The following is a 16,923-nucleotide window of genomic DNA, read 5'->3' as shown; positions in this document are numbered from 1 at the left end:
AAGCATTTGCTATCTTTGATATTACCAACAACAACACTATGACACTTCGATTCTCAAGCTTATTTTTATTGTTTTCGCTCTCCGTTTTAGGACAAAATTGGCACCAATACGTCAACCCGATGATTGGCACCGGCGGTCATGGCCATACTTATCCCGGCGCTACTGTGCCTTTCGGAATGGTACAACTATCGCCCGACACCAGAATCGACGGTAGTTGGGACGGTTGTTCTGGCTATCATTACGATGATAAAACCATTTATGGCTTTTCACACACGCACCTCAACGGCACCGGCTGTACCGATTATGGCGATATAATGTTGATGCCAACGATGGGCGAACCCATGTTAAGTCCGAAAGATTATGGTTCTACATTTTCACATGCTAACGAAAAAGCATCCGCAGGATATTACAGTGTTAAACTCGACAAACACCCTATCGATGTGGCTTTAACAACTTCAACAAGAGTTGGATTTCATCAATATACATTCAATTCGGCGGGAAATGCCAATATCATTTTAGATTTAAACCACCGCGATAAATTGCTATATGGAGAAGTGCGCATTGTAAACGCCAAAACCATCGAAATCCTCCGAAGAAGCGAAGCTTGGGCGAAAGACCAATATGTTTTTGCCCGCATTGAATTCAGCCAACCGATGCAAATCAACAAAATCAGAAGCAACAATGCAGCACAAGCTTCAGTTACAGACAAAGTGTTTTCAGGCACGCAATTGGCGTTGAGTTTTTCCAAAAAAGTGAGCAAAGGCGATAAAATTTGGGTGAAAGTCGCTTTATCCCCAACAGGTTACGAAGGCGCCAAGGGCAATATGAGCGAAATTCCGGGCTGGAATTTTAACAAAGTCAAAGAGGACGCCGAAGGACTATGGGACCAACAATTAGCCAAAATCGAAATTACTGAAACGAATAAAGACAAACTAAGCATATTCTACACCGCTTTATACCATACGATGGTGCAACCGAATATCGCCCAAGACATCGACGGAAAATACCGCGGTCGCGACAATAAAATTCATAAAGCCGAAGGGTTTGATTACTATTCGGTCTTTTCGCTTTGGGATACCTTCCGTGGCGCGCACCCGTTGTACACTTTAATCGAAAAGAAACGCACAGCCGATTTTATCAATACCTTTTTAAAACAATACGAACAAGGCGGCAGATTACCCGTTTGGGAATTGGCTTCCAATGAAACCGATTGTATGATTGGCTACCACTCCGTTTCCGTGATGGCTGATGCTATGGCCAAAGGCATCAAAGGTTTTGATTACGAATTGGCGTTTCAAGCCGCGAAACATTCAGCTATGTTAGACCATTTAGGTCTGGAAGCCTACAAAAGACAAGGCTTTATCTCGATGGATGACGAACACGAAAGCGTTTCCAAAACGGTGGAATATGCTTATGACGATTGGTGTATCGCTCAAATGGCTAAGATATTGAACAAGAAAGCTGACTACGATTACTTTATGAAACGCTCACAAAGCTGGAAAAATGTCTTCGATTGGACAACCGGTTTTATGCGTCCAAAGAAAAACGGCGGCTGGGACAAACCTTTTGACCCACGGGAAATTAACAACAATTTCACCGAAGGCAACTCGTGGCAATACTCATTCTTTGTACCGCAAGACATACAAGGCATGGTTGAAGCTTACGGCGGTCCGGAAAAATTTGAAGCAAAACTCGACGAAATGTTTAACAGCGAGAGTAAAACCACGGGACGAGAGCAAGTGGATGTCACCGGGTTAATTGGTCAATATGCGCACGGCAATGAGCCGAGTCACCATATGGCGTATTTGTATAATTACATTGGCAAACCCGAGAAAACCAAGGAAAAAGTGCATTATATCTTAAACGAATTCTATAAAAACACACCCGATGGTTTGATTGGTAATGAGGATTGCGGTCAAATGAGTGCCTGGTATGTTTTGAGTTCGATGGGAATTTATGCGGTTACGCCGGGTAAAACAGGCTGGAGTACAACCGAACCTTATTTTGAAAGTATTAAAGTCCATTTAAACGAAAACAAAACCGACTACATCAACCGTAATCGGAATGGCGATTATTTACAAATTTTCGGGCTGGAAGAATTTCAAAAGACTCCGCATCAAGAAGCTTGGCAACCCATTATTCCTGTTCCGGTAATTGAAGCCAAAAGCAAATCTTTTAAAGACCAAATGGAAATCAGTATAGCATTCAACAAATTCGACTTTGCGGAAAGTCAAACCAATCTGAAGACTTATTACAGAATCAATAATAATGGAGCATTTCAGCTTTATGAAAAACCTTTTACCATCAATGAAACAGCTAAAATAGAAGCCTATTTGGCGCCTGATTTTATGGTTGGCAGCGATACTATTTCGGCTACTTATTACAAAAAACCCAACAATTATAGTATAGACATCAAATCGATTTACAATCCGCAATACCACGCCGGCGGTCCGGAAGGTTTGTTGGATGGCATTAATGGCACAACCAACTGGCGCAAAGGCGATTGGCAAGGTTACCAAACTCAGGATTTTGAGGCCGTTATCGATTTGCAAAAAGAACAAAAAGTAAGTGATTTTCACAGTACCTTTTTACAAGACCAACGTTCTTGGATTTTGATGCCGACCAAAGTAGAATACTACGTTTCCTCAGACAACACCAACTTTACCTTAGTAGCGACTGTTGACAACGACATTGACCCGAAAACCGACGACAATCAAATCAAAGATTTCGGCATCACCTTACCAAAAGTGCTTAATGCTCGATTCGTAAAAGTGAAAGCCTACAATTACGGCAAACTGCCCGAATGGCATTTAGGCTATCCGTACAATGGCGATGCGTTTATCTTTATTGACGAAATCAGCATAAAATAATCTGTGTTAATCTGTCCAATCCGTTTAATCTGCGGCTAAAACATAAATCATGTCTTTGAAAATCGCTCTAGTACAAACCAACCTCATTTGGGAAAACCCAATTGAAAACCGAAGTCATTTGGCTCAAAAAATCACGGGCTTTATGGAAGAAGTTGATTTGATAGTCTTGCCCGAAATGTTTTCCTCAGGCTTTACCATGAATCCTAAAGCCGTAGCGGAAACGATGAACGGCGAAACCATAGCTTGGCTGCAACATTTGGCCAAAGCCAAAGACTGCGCCATTACCGGTAGTTTGGTCATTGAAGAAAACGGAAAGTATTACAATCGTTTGGTTTTTGTATATCCGAACGGTGAACTTAAAACTTACGACAAACGGCATTTGTTTACCTTGGCCGGAGAGGACAAAGTTTACACTGCCGGGAAAGAAAAATTGATTATAGAATACAAAGGATTCCGAATTTGTCCGCTCATTTGCTATGACTTGCGCTTTCCGGTATTTGCTAGAAATGTAGAAGATTACGATGTGTTGATTTACGTTGCCAATTGGCCGAAACCGCGCATCAATGCATGGGATATTTTACTCAAAGCCCGAGCTGTGGAAAACATGAGTTATGCCATTGGCGTAAACCGAATTGGAATGGACGAAAATGAATTGGAATACGTTGGGCATTCCCAAGCGGTTGACTTCTTAGGAAATTACCTTTTGGAGGCACAAGAAACCGACGGTGTTTTTATAGTTGAATTAGACAAGGAAAAACTACTCGAAACAAGAAGTAAATTGGCTTTTCTTAAGGACAAAGATTCGTTTAAACTTTTATAGACAGCAACTATTTCAGGTTAAATGGTTGTTCCACATCCCAGTTGGCGCGAACATCAATTTCTTTGGGGAAATAAATGACTTCTTCGGTTTGGCGTTTTTCCATAAAACTACCGGTATCCCAAAGCTTATTTTTATTGTCGTCGTAAATGATTCGCAGCACATATTTGGCCGGTTCGATAGCGTCAAAATTGATACTGTTATTGCCTTCGGAGTATTCGGAGTATTTAACTTTACCGTCTTTATCCGTTAGCTCAATAATGACCGGAAATCGCTTGACGTTTTCCAACACCAACCTTAAATTTCCGTAATCAGATAAGTTTTTAGTCGTGGCTTTGTAATTCAGCGTATCATTAACGGTATCAAAAAAATCAACCATCGCGCCCGGCAACAATTGTATTTTATAGTTTTCTAAAGGTTCTTTTTTGAAGTCTAAATACAGCTTTTGGTTGAATTCATCGTATTCCGTGGTAAAATCTACCGCCAAAGAATCTTTATTTTTGATACTGATTTTAGTTTTATCAAATTTTACCAATGGTGTCGTACTGCTCAAAGCGTAGCGTTCACGGAATGGCAAATTACCGCTGAATTCCGGACTAATTTGCAGCGAATCGGCTTTATTGCTTTTTCCTTTGATATAGAAATCGGTTTTATAATTATCTTTTTCCACCATCACCTGAAGCGAATCGGCTTTGACCGGTTTCATCCAAATTTGAAGCGAATCTTTCTTCTGCATTTGTGTTACCACAGTCGGGATAATATCATTGCCATTTTTCACGGTTACTTTGGCGCCTTTGGCTTTACCTTGGTAACCCATTGCACATCTTTTGTTCGTGATTTGAGTGGGCTTTTCAGCTTTGAACGGCACTACTTCTTTGAACAATTCCACTTCAAAAACAGTATCGTTCGGTATGCTGATGTGTTGTTTTTGAAACCCGATTTTATCCGATTTCGGGTCGTACTTGTTGTTACCATTATCTTTTAAAGCAACCAACAAATATTTTCCGGCTTTGATATTTTCCAAAGTCACCACTTCCAAACTGTCCAAAGTATTGGTTACATAGCGCGGTGTTTCTTTATAAATAGTGGAATCGTTGAATGTTTCGTTAACCTCGTACAACATCACCGAAACAAAATTGTCGGTTTTCAGTTCCAAAGCATCTTTAACTTTGACTTTCAACTGTAATGAATCAATGTAAGCGCCGGTTGAAAAAACGTATTTGAATTGAGAATACGGATTGGCTTCGTTATTGTCTTCTATACTTTGACCGAAATTAAAACTGTAAGTAGTATTCGGCTGTAAAGTATCTTTAATGTTAATCGTTATTGTTTTACTGGCTGTATACGGTAAAATTTCCAACTGATTTTTCATTGGTGGCGAAACAATCAATTGCTTACTGACATTTTTCAACTTTACATATTCATTAAAAACCAATTTAATTTGCTTCCCGTTGAAATTAGTGGAGAAATTTTTAGGCAAACTCGATTTCAAAACCGGTGCAATCGTGTCTTTATCTCCGCCGGTTATGGAGCCGCGTTTGGCACAACCAATGGTTAAAAAGACCAACAATAAAGCAAAATATTTAAAGTGCGTTTTGAGCATAAACCATTTTTTCAAAGCACAAAATAACAATTATATTTAGTGCGAATGAAATCTTTTGCAGGAAACTTAACAATTAACTGTGTGCCATCGCCATACAGGCTATACTGATTTTAGCTTCGGGGATTTTGAGCAGCGCTTTACTGCAAGCTTCCAAGGTAGCGCCGGTAGTCATTACATCATCTATCAATAGGAAATGTTTTCCGGTAAATTCCTCTGAAAATTCGATATCGAATAGTGTCTGACTCAAATCGGCGCGCCCTAAAAGCGACTTTTTCGTTTGGGTTTTGGTGTACAATTTTCGTTGCAAAAGGGTTTCGCTGTACGGAATATTCAAATGATCTGACAAAGCCTGCCCGAAAGTGGTGACCTGATTGTAGCCGCGTTCCCGAAATCGCTTTTTGTGCAACGGAACCGGAATAATGTAATCGACAGTTTGCAGTAGCGGCACTTGTTGTAATTCGGCCGCAAACCATTCGCCAACCAACGTACCAACTTCTTGGTTGCCTTTGTATTTGAGTTGGTGCATCATTTCCTGTACGATGCCTTTTTTGTGAAAATAAAACAGCGCGGCGCCAAACTCTAACGGAATACGACCGTAAAATCGTTGAAAGACTTCGTTTTCAGTCATTGTAAGATGATGTGTAAGCGGAATTTCGTGGCGGCATTGCGTACAAATCACGTTTTCATCTTGTAATAAAAGGCTGTGACAGCCGGCGCACGACTTCGGAAAAAATAAATTGAGCAGGTGATTCCACATAAAAAAGTAATTTTCTTACATAAAATTATACATTTTTTCAATTCTAATTGGTTTTAAACCCTTTTTTTATCTGCGCTTTTTATATTTTTGCAGCATTATGGCAAAACAAGAAGATTTATTTAAGAATGTAGTTTCGCACGCTAAAGAGTACGGATTTATTTTTCCGTCGAGCGAAATTTACGATGGTTTAAGCGCAGTGTATGATTACGCGCAAAACGGCGTCGAATTAAAAAAGAACATTAGAGAATATTGGTGGAAAGCCATGGTGCAAATGCATGAAAACATTGTTGGGCTTGACGCCGCGATTTTAATGCATCCTACCACTTGGAAAGCTTCAGGTCACGTGGACGCGTTTAACGATCCGCTCATAGACAACAAAGACTCTAAAAAAAGATATAGAGCCGATGTTTTAATTGAGGATTATGCCGAAAAATTAAACCTGAAAGCGAAAAAAGAAATTGAAAAAGCCCGCGAGCGTTTTGGCGCTGCTTTCGACGAAGAGCAATACAAAACCACCAATCCGCGCGTGATGGAATACTTGGCTAAAGAGCGTGAAATTCTGGAAAGAATGGGTCGTTCGTTAGGCGCCGGAGATTTGGAAGACGTAAAAGCCTTAATCGAGGAGTTGGAAATTGCCGATCCGGAAACCGGTTCAAGAAATTGGACGGATGTGAAGCAATTCAACTTAATGTTTGGTACAAAACTCGGTGCTTCAGCCGAAAATGCCATGGATTTATACTTGCGTCCGGAAACGGCTCAAGGGATTTTTGTGAATTTCTTAAACGTGCAAAAAACCGGTAGAATGAAAGTACCTTTTGGTATTGCCCAAACCGGTAAAGCCTTCCGTAACGAAATTGTAGCCCGTCAGTTTATCTTCCGTATGCGTGAGTTTGAACAAATGGAAATGCAGTTTTTTGTAAAACCGGGCGAAGAAATGAAATGGTACGAGTATTGGAAACAAACCCGTTTAAACTGGCACTTATCTCTAGGATTAGGCAAGGAAAACTACCGTTTCCACGACCACGAAAAATTAGCACACTATGCGAATGCGGCAGCGGATATTGAATTCAATTTCCCTTTTGGTTTCAAAGAATTAGAAGGTATTCACTCGAGAACCGATTTCGATTTGAAAGCTCACGAACAATACTCGGGTAAAAAACTGCAATATTTTGACAACGAGACCAATTCGAATTACGTGCCTTATGTAGTCGAAACATCTGTTGGTTTAGACCGTATGTTCTTGGCGGTTTTTGCTACTGCTTTAAAAGAAGAAACGTTAGAAGACGGTTCAACTCGAACGGTTTTACGTTTGCCTTCTGTTTTAGCACCAACCAAAGCAGCCGTTTTACCTTTGGTGAAAAAAGACGGTTTGCCGGAAGTCGCCAAAAAAATCATCGACGATTTGAAATGGGATTTCAATGTAGCCTATGACGAAAAAGATGCGGTTGGTCGTCGTTACAGAAGACAAGATGCCTTAGGAACACCATTCTGTATTACAGTGGATCACCAAACTTTAGAAGATGAAACCGTAACCATTCGCCACCGCGATTCTATGCAACAAGATCGCGTTAAAATTGCCGAACTAAGAGCCATCATCAACAACGAAGTTTCTATGAGAAATTGGTTGATGAAGATGTAACTCCTATCTTATATTTCCGAATTTATCGGAATCCAAAATCCCAAATATTAAACTGTTTGGGATTTTTATTTTTGTAAGAATTATACTTGAATAAAATTCACATATTAACAGTTTGGGCGATTCTGTCAACAATTTGAAATTCTCCTAAATTGAACCTATAATTTCGTTACAACGAAAATTGGCTCTTTTGGTCGGTTTTATTTTTGTGTTTTATTTTTAAGATACATATTTAGTGTAACAACAAAGTTTCCCCAAAACTACCTGTTAATTTAATCAGAAAATGCTGTCCCAAAATCAACGGATAAGCGTTAATGAGCCATACTTATATCATTATTGATGACAGTCAAGACGATGTCGTGAAAACCCAAGCCATAGCTGAACGTTTTCGCAACCTGTCGTTTGTGGCTTCTGCCAATAATTATGACGATGGTGTAAACTTGATTTTGGAACACCAACCGCGCTTGGTTTTTCTGGAAATCGATCCTTCCGATAAGAAAAGTAATTTATCCTTAGCGCTGATTAATGAACTCTATCGCTACTTGAGCGTGGTTCCAAAAATTATTGTTACTACTTCCAAAAAAGATCAGGCTTACGAGGCGTTGAAATACGAAGTTGTTGATTATTTGTTGAAACCTTTAGACATTAACGATTTCAGAAAAGCCATCCTCAAGTTTGACCGAGCCATCAAATCGGATTTACCGCATATGGAAGTCAAAAATCCTGCCGCTACTTTTGAAGTGTTAGACGAAACCCTGACTGAAGAACTGCAAACTGAAGAACATGATGTGGAAATCAAAACTGTTCCGGCTACCACAGACAATACAATTACGGTTCAGCAACCACAATCATTAATCATTTGTATTAAATCTTACGGTGATTACCGTTATATCGACTCGGAAGATATTTTGTATTTTGAGGCAGATAACAACTCGACCGATATTCACTTGAACAACGGAGAAATGATCACAGCTTTCAAAACCTTAAAACACTTTGAAACCGTTTTACCGGAATCACAATTCCTGAGAATTCACAATAGCTACATTATCAATGTGAATCAAGTTTCCCGAATTCACACCGGAAATACCGTTTGCTACATTAAAAACTCTACTACTAAACTGCCTTTCTCAAAATCGTATAAAGACAATGTAGATTTGATTATCAACAGAATCGCCGGCGGAAATTATTTGGAAATATAGCAGAAAAGTATTACGTTTACTAAAAATCTAATCAAAATGGAAGTAAACGTATTAATGATTGATGACCACAAACTCATCATTGAGGGCTACAAATCTATTTTATCTTTCAATCCTTATGGTTATGAAATAAAGACTGAACAAGCTTTGAGTTGTGAAAGTGCCTACGACATAATTACCAATACTACAGACCACTTCGACCTAGTCACCATTGATTACACCATGCCTGCTTATCCTGAAAAAGGTATTCAAAACGGCAGCGATTTGATTCCAATCATAAAAAGGCATTTACCGAATAGCAAGATTATGATGTTGACCACGCATTCGGAATCGCTATTGTTGTTTAATATCTTAAAGAATCACGATCCGGACGGCTTTTTGGTCAAAAGTGATTTTGATGCCTTCGATTTTACAGAAGCGTTTCATACTGTATTACAGGGAAAACAATACCACAGCAGTACCATTAAACACTTGAACAAACAATTGGAAGAAAAGGTAAAGTTGCTGGATTTTTACAATCGTCAAATAATTTTACTGTTAAACCGGGGGATTAAAACTAAAAACCTGCCGGAATATCTACATTTATCTAAGAGTGCCGTTGATAAACGAAAGGCATTCATCAAAGAATTTTTCGATATTGAAAAAGGAAACGATGAAGACATTTTAAGGGAAGCACGAAAACAAGGTTTTATATGAAACTTTTGATAATTTGTGTAGTTTAAAAAAATGTACACTTTTTGTATACTAAAATCTAATTTTCCCGTTATACTTTTACCATGATAAAAATCAAACTCAAAACTTGTTTTGGGAATGACTGCCGGATCCAAAGTGGTATTTGGGAAGGTAAAAATTAACTGAAATTTGTCCTGTTTATTTTAGGTTAGTTATTAAACGGGAGACCTGCAAAACAAACCAAAAACAGCCCTTAGCTTTTCTGTTTGGACGACTGAAAGCGGGGCTGTTTGCTTTAATGAGGTTTATGAAACAAGCTGTGCTTTACTTTTTATGGTTATGTCCGTTAACATTTTTGGGGCAAAACGCTTCAACGAAAGCACCTTGCTATCTCAAAATTAAAATCGGTGAGGAAATAACCACCTATTATTTTGACCAGGTAATGGATTTAGAAGAACATTACGAAAAATTACTGGAAGACATCCCCATCGCGGAGAACAAGAAGAAGAAAAAAGATAAAATTCCGGAGACTGAAGTAGAGATTTCAATTTTTTACAACAATCAAACCGCTAGCGATAAAGTACCCGCTAACTTAACATTGTTGAAGGAAACCCTCCAAAAACTAAAAACTCAATTGCAGATTCCTTTTAAAGAATAAGACAAGTACTATTCTTTTTCAATTTTTACTACATTGCCTTTATGAATAAATCTATTTTTTTCTTAGCCATCATTTCAATACTCTCCGGTTGTTCCCAAATGGGAAACCAACCCGAAAGCAATCCCGCCAACGATTCTGTCCAAAAATACTTGGCATTAGCTGAAAATGACAGTTTAGATTTTAAAAAGCGTGTGGAGTATAATGATAAGGCCTTGTCTTTTATTGATTTGAGGAGGAATGATAGTTTGACAATAAAAAATCTTTATAATATTTCATTTAAATGTCATCTTTTTAACCAAACTAAATTATTAAAAAAGACAGCAGATCTTATTTTAAAAAAATCTGAAAAAGTAAACGATTCATCTGGATTAGGCTATGCAAATAGATGTCTAGGATTATATTATATGTCAAAATCAGAAAACGAGAAGGCAATTGAACATTTATTTACAGCAAAAAAGATATTCAATACACTAAAAAATAAAAGGTACACAAATAGAGTTACGCTTGACATCTTATTAACTCAATCTTACGCTTGTGATTATCTTGGAAGTAATAAAACAGCTTTCGAACTTCTAAAAAGCAATGAAACAAAAAATGACAAAAGGATTAAATGCTTCTGCTTTAATATTATTGCAAATAACTTATCCGGACTTAAATTACATTTAAAAGCAATTCAATATTATTTAAAAGCCGAAAAAAACAGCTTGAGTGAAAGCCAAAAATATACTATATACAACAATATATCCCAAGAATACATTAATTTAAAAGAACACCAAAATGCGGCAGAATACTTAATGAAAATTATATCATCAAAAAAAAACAAAGATAAATTCCCAAATGAGTATGCAATTGCTGAATCATTATTTGCATTAAATGAGATTGAATCAAGAAAAAACATTGAAGTTTTAGAATTATTAATGGATGCCGATTCGATACTTTCATCTACAAATAGTAAGAATGGTTACAACTATAATCTCCTGAATCTATCAAAATTATATGCTATAAAAAGAGATAGCACAAAAGCTATTTACTATGCTAAGAAAGCGGTTAAAATATCCGAAGATTATAAAAACCCAACGGATATATTACTAAGCTTATCCCAATTAATTAAAATTGACAGGAATAACGTATCAAAAAATGCATTGAAATATATTGCAGTTAGTGACAGTCTTCAACTCAAAGAACGAAACTTTAGAGATAAATTTGCGCAAATGCAATTCGAAACAGAAGAAATCAACCAACAAAAGGAAACAGCTCTAAGACAACGCACTTTGTTTCTTATTATTACTATAGCTGTATTCTTCATCGCGATTTTAATATTTATCATCGCGCAGCAAAGATTAAAGCAAAAAGAGCTTGTCTTAAGAAACACCCAACAAATAGCCAATGAAGAAATCTACCAATTGATGTTGGTTCAAAAAACAAAAGAAGATGAAGCAAGGCTACAAGAAAAAAAACGCATTGCCATGGAATTGCATGATGGCGTTATGAATAAACTGACCAGTACACGACTTAATCTATCCGTGCTTTCCTTTAAAAGAGATGCTGTTACTGTAGAACACTGTTTGCCTCATATAGAGGAAATCAAAACCATAGAAAACGAGATCAGGAATCTTACGCACAATTTGAACCAAAAAACAACATTAGGAGATAATAGTTATGAAAAACTCTTAACTGATTTAATACTGGAGCTCAACCAAATAAGCCCTGTAGATTTTGCGTTGGCTATTGACCCTGCAGTAAATTGGGAAAACTATACCGATATTCAGAAAATGAACTTATACCGAATTCTACAAGAGTCTTGCCAAAACATCAACAAACATTCCGAGGCTCAAAAGGCCGACATCCGCTTTTTTATTGATGGAGAAAAACTATATCTTACCGTTGCTGATGATGGAATAGGCATACAACCAAACAACCCTAAAAAAGGAATCGGTTTAAAAAATATTAAATACCGGGTAAAAGCATTAAACGGAAAATTGAATATCAACTCAAAAGTAAACCAAGGCACTACTTTGTCCATTTCAATTCCATTGGAAAACTAAACTCAGTTTCTAAGACTATCAACTAAATCTTCTTTCCCTCAAAAAAAGTTTTTTCTGAGGGAATTTTACTTTGCCATTTCAAATCCCCTTTTCTTTAAAGAGTGAAAAAGTGTCAATTTCTTCAAAAACCCGAAAATCATTCACCCGAATTTGACCATCATTCACTCACAAACGAGGTCATTCTACCATAAACACCAATATATATAGGGCTTCACAGAGACTTCCTTTTTAGTTTTACATCGTGAAAGTGTCACAGCCTCAAAACAAATGCAATGACACTACATTAAAACAGAAATAAAAACATTAACAATAAAAAGTCTCAAATTATGAAAAAATTAGCAACTACTTTTGGCCTATTAGCTTTAATGCTTGTGGTTACGTCTTTTACAACACCCATAGAAACGGGTGGCAAAAAAGATCCAGATATTTTAATGTTTACTCAGGAGACTGGTGGCAAGAAAGATCCAGATATTTTAATGTTTACTCAGGAGACTGGTGGCAAAAAAAATCCAGATATTTTAATGATTACTCAAGAGACTGGTGGCAAAAAAAATCCAGATATTCTAATGTAGAAATTATATTAAATCTATAATTAAACTGCCTTGTAATCCAAGGCAGTTTTTTTTTTACTTTTGATAAAATTTCAAACCTTGAAAACAAAAATATTTTATATAACCATTTTATATTTTATAATATTTTTATCTTGTTCAAAAGATAGGAAGGAATTCTCTTCCAGCAACTCTGTAACGATTGAAACCATAAATAAAACCTTAGCCTCTTCAAAAAAAGAAAACAATCCAAAAGTAAAAAAAGCCTTAATTGATTCAATATTTAGAAATATTCAATACAGCAAAAACAGTAAAGAACTGAGAAACACTCTGTCAGATGTGGTTTTTGAGTATTATTTTTTAAAATCTTTCAAAGATATCGACAAGTCTTCACAGTTATTACTTCAACTATCTAAATCGTCTAAAGATTCTACTAACTTGGCTGTGGCATATAGAAGTAGGGCATTTTATTTCAATAATATAAAAAATATTGATAGCTCTTTTAATTACTATCTTAAGGCTGAAAAAATATATTCTCTACTTAAAGATAAAAATAATTATGCCAATGTCTTATTAAACAAAGGGCTTGTACAATACAAAGGAGGTGATAATTTAGGCGCAGAATTATCACTAACAAAAGCGTATAATATATTTTCTGAATTAAAAGATGATTTGAGGTTATTCAACACATTGATTGCTTTAGGTAATGTTGCTGACGAATTAAATGAATATGAAAAATCAATTGTTTACTACAGTAAAGCCCTTGATAAAGCCTTCGAATTATCAAAAACAGATAACGTTTTAAATCCTTCAATATGCTATAATAACTTAGGTTTTGTCTACATAAGGCAGAAGAATTACAACAAAGCGATGGAAAACTTTAAAAAAGGATTGAAAAATCTTAAAGTTGATGACGATCCTGATTTGTATGCAAGTCTTGTAGATAATCTTGCATATTGTAAAATGAAAACAAATGATTTTACAGGGTTACCCCAAATGTTTTTTAAGTCCCTAAAAATTAGAGACAGCATCCAATCTAGACCTAACATAATTTTAAGCAATATACATCTTTCTCAGTATTTTTATTTAAAAAATGACAAAGTAAAAGCAATTGCCTACGCCAATAAAGCTCTCTTCTTATCAGAAAAAGATAAAAATCCCCTAGACTTATTAGCTTCTTTACATCAAGCAGCTGAAGTTGACTCTAGAAAAGCAATTGAATATAATAGAAAGTATATAACATTAAGCGATAGTCTCCAAGTTGCTGAAAGAAAATCGAAAGACCGTTTTGCTCGTATTCAACTCGAAACTGATGAAATAATTCAAGAAAACCAAGGCCTAGCCGAAAAAAACCGGAACTTACTCTACGTTTTTGTAGTCACTTTTATTTTGGTAGTATTGTTATTTGTAGTTAGAGCTCAACGCGCCAGAACACGGGAATTACTCTACAAACAAGCCCAACAAAAGGCCAACGAGGACATCTACAACCTCATGATGTCGCAACAAGCCATTATTGATGAGAGTCGCAGTAAAGAGAAAAAACGTTTGGCCCAAGACTTACACGACGGCGTGCTGGGCAGAATGTTTGGGCTTCGCCTCAACTTAGACAGCTTAAACTCGAGTACTGATGAAGAAGCCGTTCAAAAACGATTTGAGCTCTTAAACGAGCTTAAAACGATTGAGCAAGACATCCGCGAAATATCCCACGACCTGAACCGAGAAAAACAAGTATTAATTAATAACTTTGTTTCCATCGTTCATAATTTATTGGAAGAACAAAAAAATGCATTCGATGCCGAAGTCAATTATACCATCGACAATACTGTTAACTGGGATAAAATCGGCAATGCCATCAAAATCAATTTGTATCGTATTTTACAGGAAGGCTTGCAAAACATTAACAAATACGCCAATGCTAAAAATATCTCAGTAGAGATTAAAGGTGACGAAGAAAATGTATATTTGAAAATTAAAGATGATGGTGTCGGTTTCGACGTCAACAGAAAAAGTAAAGGCATTGGTATGCAAAACATGATTTCCAGAACTCACGACTGTAAAGGAATTATCGATATCACCTCGAAAAAAGACGAAGGCACTAAAATCGTTATTACCATACCCATCGAGACAAAACAACCCACCACAATACCACAAGAATGAGAACCCCTATCCAAATTTTAATTGTAGACGACCATCCGTTTATCATTGAGGCCTACAAAAATGCTATTAATAAATACAGCCAAAACGGCTTCGAATTCGAAGTAACTCAAGCCAACAACTGTAAGTCGGGTTACGAAAACATTACGGAAGCTCCCAAAGATTTTGATATCGCCTTTTTTGATATCAGTATGCCCGAATATGCCGAAAAAGGCATCTATTCCGGAGAAGATTTGGCCATGTTGATGAAATCCGAAATGCCGGCATGTAAGGTAATCTTATTAACCATGCACACCGAGCTGTTGAAAATCAATAACATCATTAAAAACATCAATCCAAGCGGTTTAATTATTAAAAACGACTTGACGTTCGACGAATTACTTTTCGCTTTCGATAAAATCATCAACAACGAAAGTTATTACAGCCAAACCGTTATCAAATTGGTAGGACAAGCCCAATACAATAATATCGAATTAGATGTATTCGACAAGCAAATTCTTTTCCACTTGTCTAAAGGCGTGAAAACGAAAGATTTGCCGACTTACATTCCGCTTTCACTGAGTGCCATAGAAAAAAGAAAGTTAAACATCCGCGAAATCTTAGAAGTTCCGGGCGGAACCGACGTAGATTTAATTCGTGAAGCCAAAAACAAAGGTGTTATTTAACAATTATACGGGAAACCATACTAAAATATGCGGGAAACCGTAACAATCATCAACTTAACTCTACTTACCTTAGCAATATGATTTCAGGGTTAGTATTTGTAGAATAACGTAAGTAGTAAAAACTTCAAAACTACTGCTTAGTTTACAAGACTTAGGGGAAAAAGCGATACTTGACGGTATCGCTTTTTTATTGGCTTAAAGCGTCCCAACCACGGGCTTTCAAAGGAATTTTAGTATTGGCTCTGGTGACCAAATGTGCGCCTTCGCTTTCCTGTGTCATGTGCCCAATCACGGTAAAGTTCGGATTGGCTTTGATTTTATCGAAATCTTCCAAAGCAATGGTAAACAACAACTCGTAGTCTTCGCCACCATTAATCGCTACTGTGGTAGAATCGATATTAAATTCTTCGCAAACATTGATGAACTGCGGATCGATAGGGATTTTTTCTTCAAATAAGTTACAACCCACTTTACTTTGCTTACAAATATGAATAATCTCTGACGACAAACCGTCGGAAACATCAATCATAGCTGTAGGTTTTACTTCCAATTTTTCTAATAATTCTCTAATATCGGTACGCGCCTCAGGTTTGAGCTGTCGTTCGATTAAATAGGTATAATTGTCCAAATCCGGTTGGTTGTTTGGATTGACCTGAAACACTTGCTTCTCACGCTCTAAAACCTGCAATCCCATATAAGCCGAGCCCAAATCGCCGGTAACCACCAACAAATCATTTTCCCTAGCGCCATTACGATACACTAAATCTTTTTCGTCAGCTTCGCCCAAAGCGGTTATCGAAATAATCATCCCTTTTTGAGAAGATGTCGTGTCGCCGCCAACCACATCTACTTTATAAATCTTGGCCGCCATTGCAATCCCTTCGAAAAGTTCTTCCAAGGCTTCCAACGGAAATCGGTTAGAAACCGCTATGGAAACCGTAATCTGAGTAGGTTTAGCATTCATAGCCGCGATATCCGATAAATTAACTACGACGGCTTTATAACCCAAATGTTTTAAAGGCATATAACTCAAATCGAAATGAACGCCTTCTATCAACAAATCGGTTGAAACGACAGTCCTTTTTCCTTTAAAATCTAAAACAGCGGCATCATCGCCTATACTTTTGAGCGTAGAGGGTTGTTTTACGTCAAAATTTTTGGTCAAATGACTAATCAATCCAAACTCTCCTAATTGAGAAAGTGGTGTACGTTGTGGTGTTTTATCTTCTAACATATCTAAGTTGCTGAGAGCCTGAGTTCCTATGTGACTGAGTTTAAATTTTCGTTTTCGCCTTTCGGCTC

13 protein-coding genes are annotated in these 16,923 nt (G+C 37.0%); 10 read left to right on the top strand and 3 right to left on the bottom strand.

The features are described 5' to 3' along the window. Positions 1 to 38: 38 nt before the first annotated feature. Positions 39 to 2,870 carry a GH92 family glycosyl hydrolase gene (locus SK086_RS03110; protein ID WP_324689660.1) on the top strand — a complete coding sequence of 944 codons (2,832 nt, stop codon included), beginning with the start codon at positions 39 to 41 and terminating at the stop codon, positions 2,868 to 2,870. Positions 2,871 to 2,925: 55 nt separating this feature from the next. Continuing rightward, complete coding sequence (locus SK086_RS03105; RefSeq protein ID WP_324690440.1) at positions 2,926 to 3,690, top strand: nitrilase family protein; 765 nt, start codon at positions 2,926 to 2,928, stop codon at positions 3,688 to 3,690. A gap of 7 nt (positions 3,691 to 3,697) precedes the next feature. Here SK086_RS03105 and SK086_RS03100 read toward each other — a convergent pair whose 3' ends face one another. Together SK086_RS03100 and SK086_RS03095 are read right to left on the bottom strand one after the other, a co-directional pair. Then, on the bottom strand, positions 3,698 to 5,290 hold the full coding sequence (locus SK086_RS03100) for an Ig-like domain-containing protein (RefSeq protein ID WP_324689659.1): 1,593 nt from the start codon (positions 5,288 to 5,290) through the stop codon (positions 3,698 to 3,700). Positions 5,291 to 5,363: 73 nt separating this feature from the next. Next, on the bottom strand, positions 5,364 to 6,047 hold the full coding sequence (locus SK086_RS03095) for a ComF family protein (RefSeq protein WP_324689657.1): 684 nt from the start codon (positions 6,045 to 6,047) through the stop codon (positions 5,364 to 5,366). 97 nt (positions 6,048 to 6,144) lie between these two features. On the opposite strand from SK086_RS03095, the gene SK086_RS03090 reads away from it, so the two are divergent. From SK086_RS03090 to SK086_RS03055, 8 genes are all read left to right on the top strand, one after another. Next, on the top strand, positions 6,145 to 7,686 hold the full coding sequence (locus tag SK086_RS03090) for a glycine--tRNA ligase (RefSeq protein ID WP_324689656.1): 1,542 nt from the start codon (positions 6,145 to 6,147) through the stop codon (positions 7,684 to 7,686). 311 nt (positions 7,687 to 7,997) lie between these two features. After that, the gene (locus SK086_RS03085) at positions 7,998 to 8,882 is read left to right on the top strand and encodes a LytR/AlgR family response regulator transcription factor (protein ID WP_324689654.1); all 885 of its coding nucleotides are present in this window, start codon (positions 7,998 to 8,000) and stop codon (positions 8,880 to 8,882) included. Positions 8,883 to 8,918: 36 nt separating this feature from the next. Continuing rightward, positions 8,919 to 9,575 (top strand): response regulator, encoded by a 657-nt coding sequence (locus SK086_RS03080; RefSeq protein ID WP_324689651.1) that lies wholly within the window; start codon positions 8,919 to 8,921, stop codon positions 9,573 to 9,575. A 283-nt stretch (positions 9,576 to 9,858) separates the two neighbouring features. Beyond that, on the top strand, positions 9,859 to 10,209 hold the full coding sequence (locus tag SK086_RS03075) for a hypothetical protein (RefSeq protein WP_324689648.1): 351 nt from the start codon (positions 9,859 to 9,861) through the stop codon (positions 10,207 to 10,209). Between the two features lie 41 nt (positions 10,210 to 10,250). Then, entirely contained in the window at positions 10,251 to 12,254 is a 2,004-nt protein-coding gene (locus tag SK086_RS03070; protein WP_324689646.1) for a sensor histidine kinase, read from the top strand. Between the two features lie 326 nt (positions 12,255 to 12,580). Beyond that, the gene (locus SK086_RS03065) at positions 12,581 to 12,826 is read left to right on the top strand and encodes a hypothetical protein (RefSeq protein ID WP_324689644.1); all 246 of its coding nucleotides are present in this window, start codon (positions 12,581 to 12,583) and stop codon (positions 12,824 to 12,826) included. Between the two features lie 78 nt (positions 12,827 to 12,904). Then, the gene (locus SK086_RS03060; RefSeq protein WP_324689642.1) at positions 12,905 to 14,959 is read left to right on the top strand and encodes a tetratricopeptide repeat-containing sensor histidine kinase; all 2,055 of its coding nucleotides are present in this window, start codon (positions 12,905 to 12,907) and stop codon (positions 14,957 to 14,959) included. Then, positions 14,956 to 15,621: a response regulator gene (locus SK086_RS03055; RefSeq protein ID WP_290877439.1), complete on the top strand. Its 666-nt coding sequence runs from the start codon at positions 14,956 to 14,958 to the stop codon at positions 15,619 to 15,621. Before SK086_RS03060 ends, SK086_RS03055 begins: the two co-directional genes overlap by 4 nt. A gap of 187 nt (positions 15,622 to 15,808) precedes the next feature. On the opposite strand, the gene thiL is transcribed toward SK086_RS03055, so the two are convergent. Continuing rightward, positions 15,809 to 16,855 carry a thiamine-phosphate kinase gene (thiL, locus tag SK086_RS03050; protein ID WP_324689639.1) on the bottom strand — a complete coding sequence of 349 codons (1,047 nt, stop codon included), beginning with the start codon at positions 16,853 to 16,855 and terminating at the stop codon, positions 15,809 to 15,811. Positions 16,856 to 16,923 lie beyond the last annotated feature (68 nt).

This window comes from Flavobacterium cheonhonense (assembly GCF_035671315.1).
GTDB lineage: Bacteria > Bacteroidota > Bacteroidia > Flavobacteriales > Flavobacteriaceae > Flavobacterium > Flavobacterium cheonhonense.
Note: the sequence above shows the minus strand (reverse complement) of the source record. Positions and strands in the feature narration are given on the sequence as shown.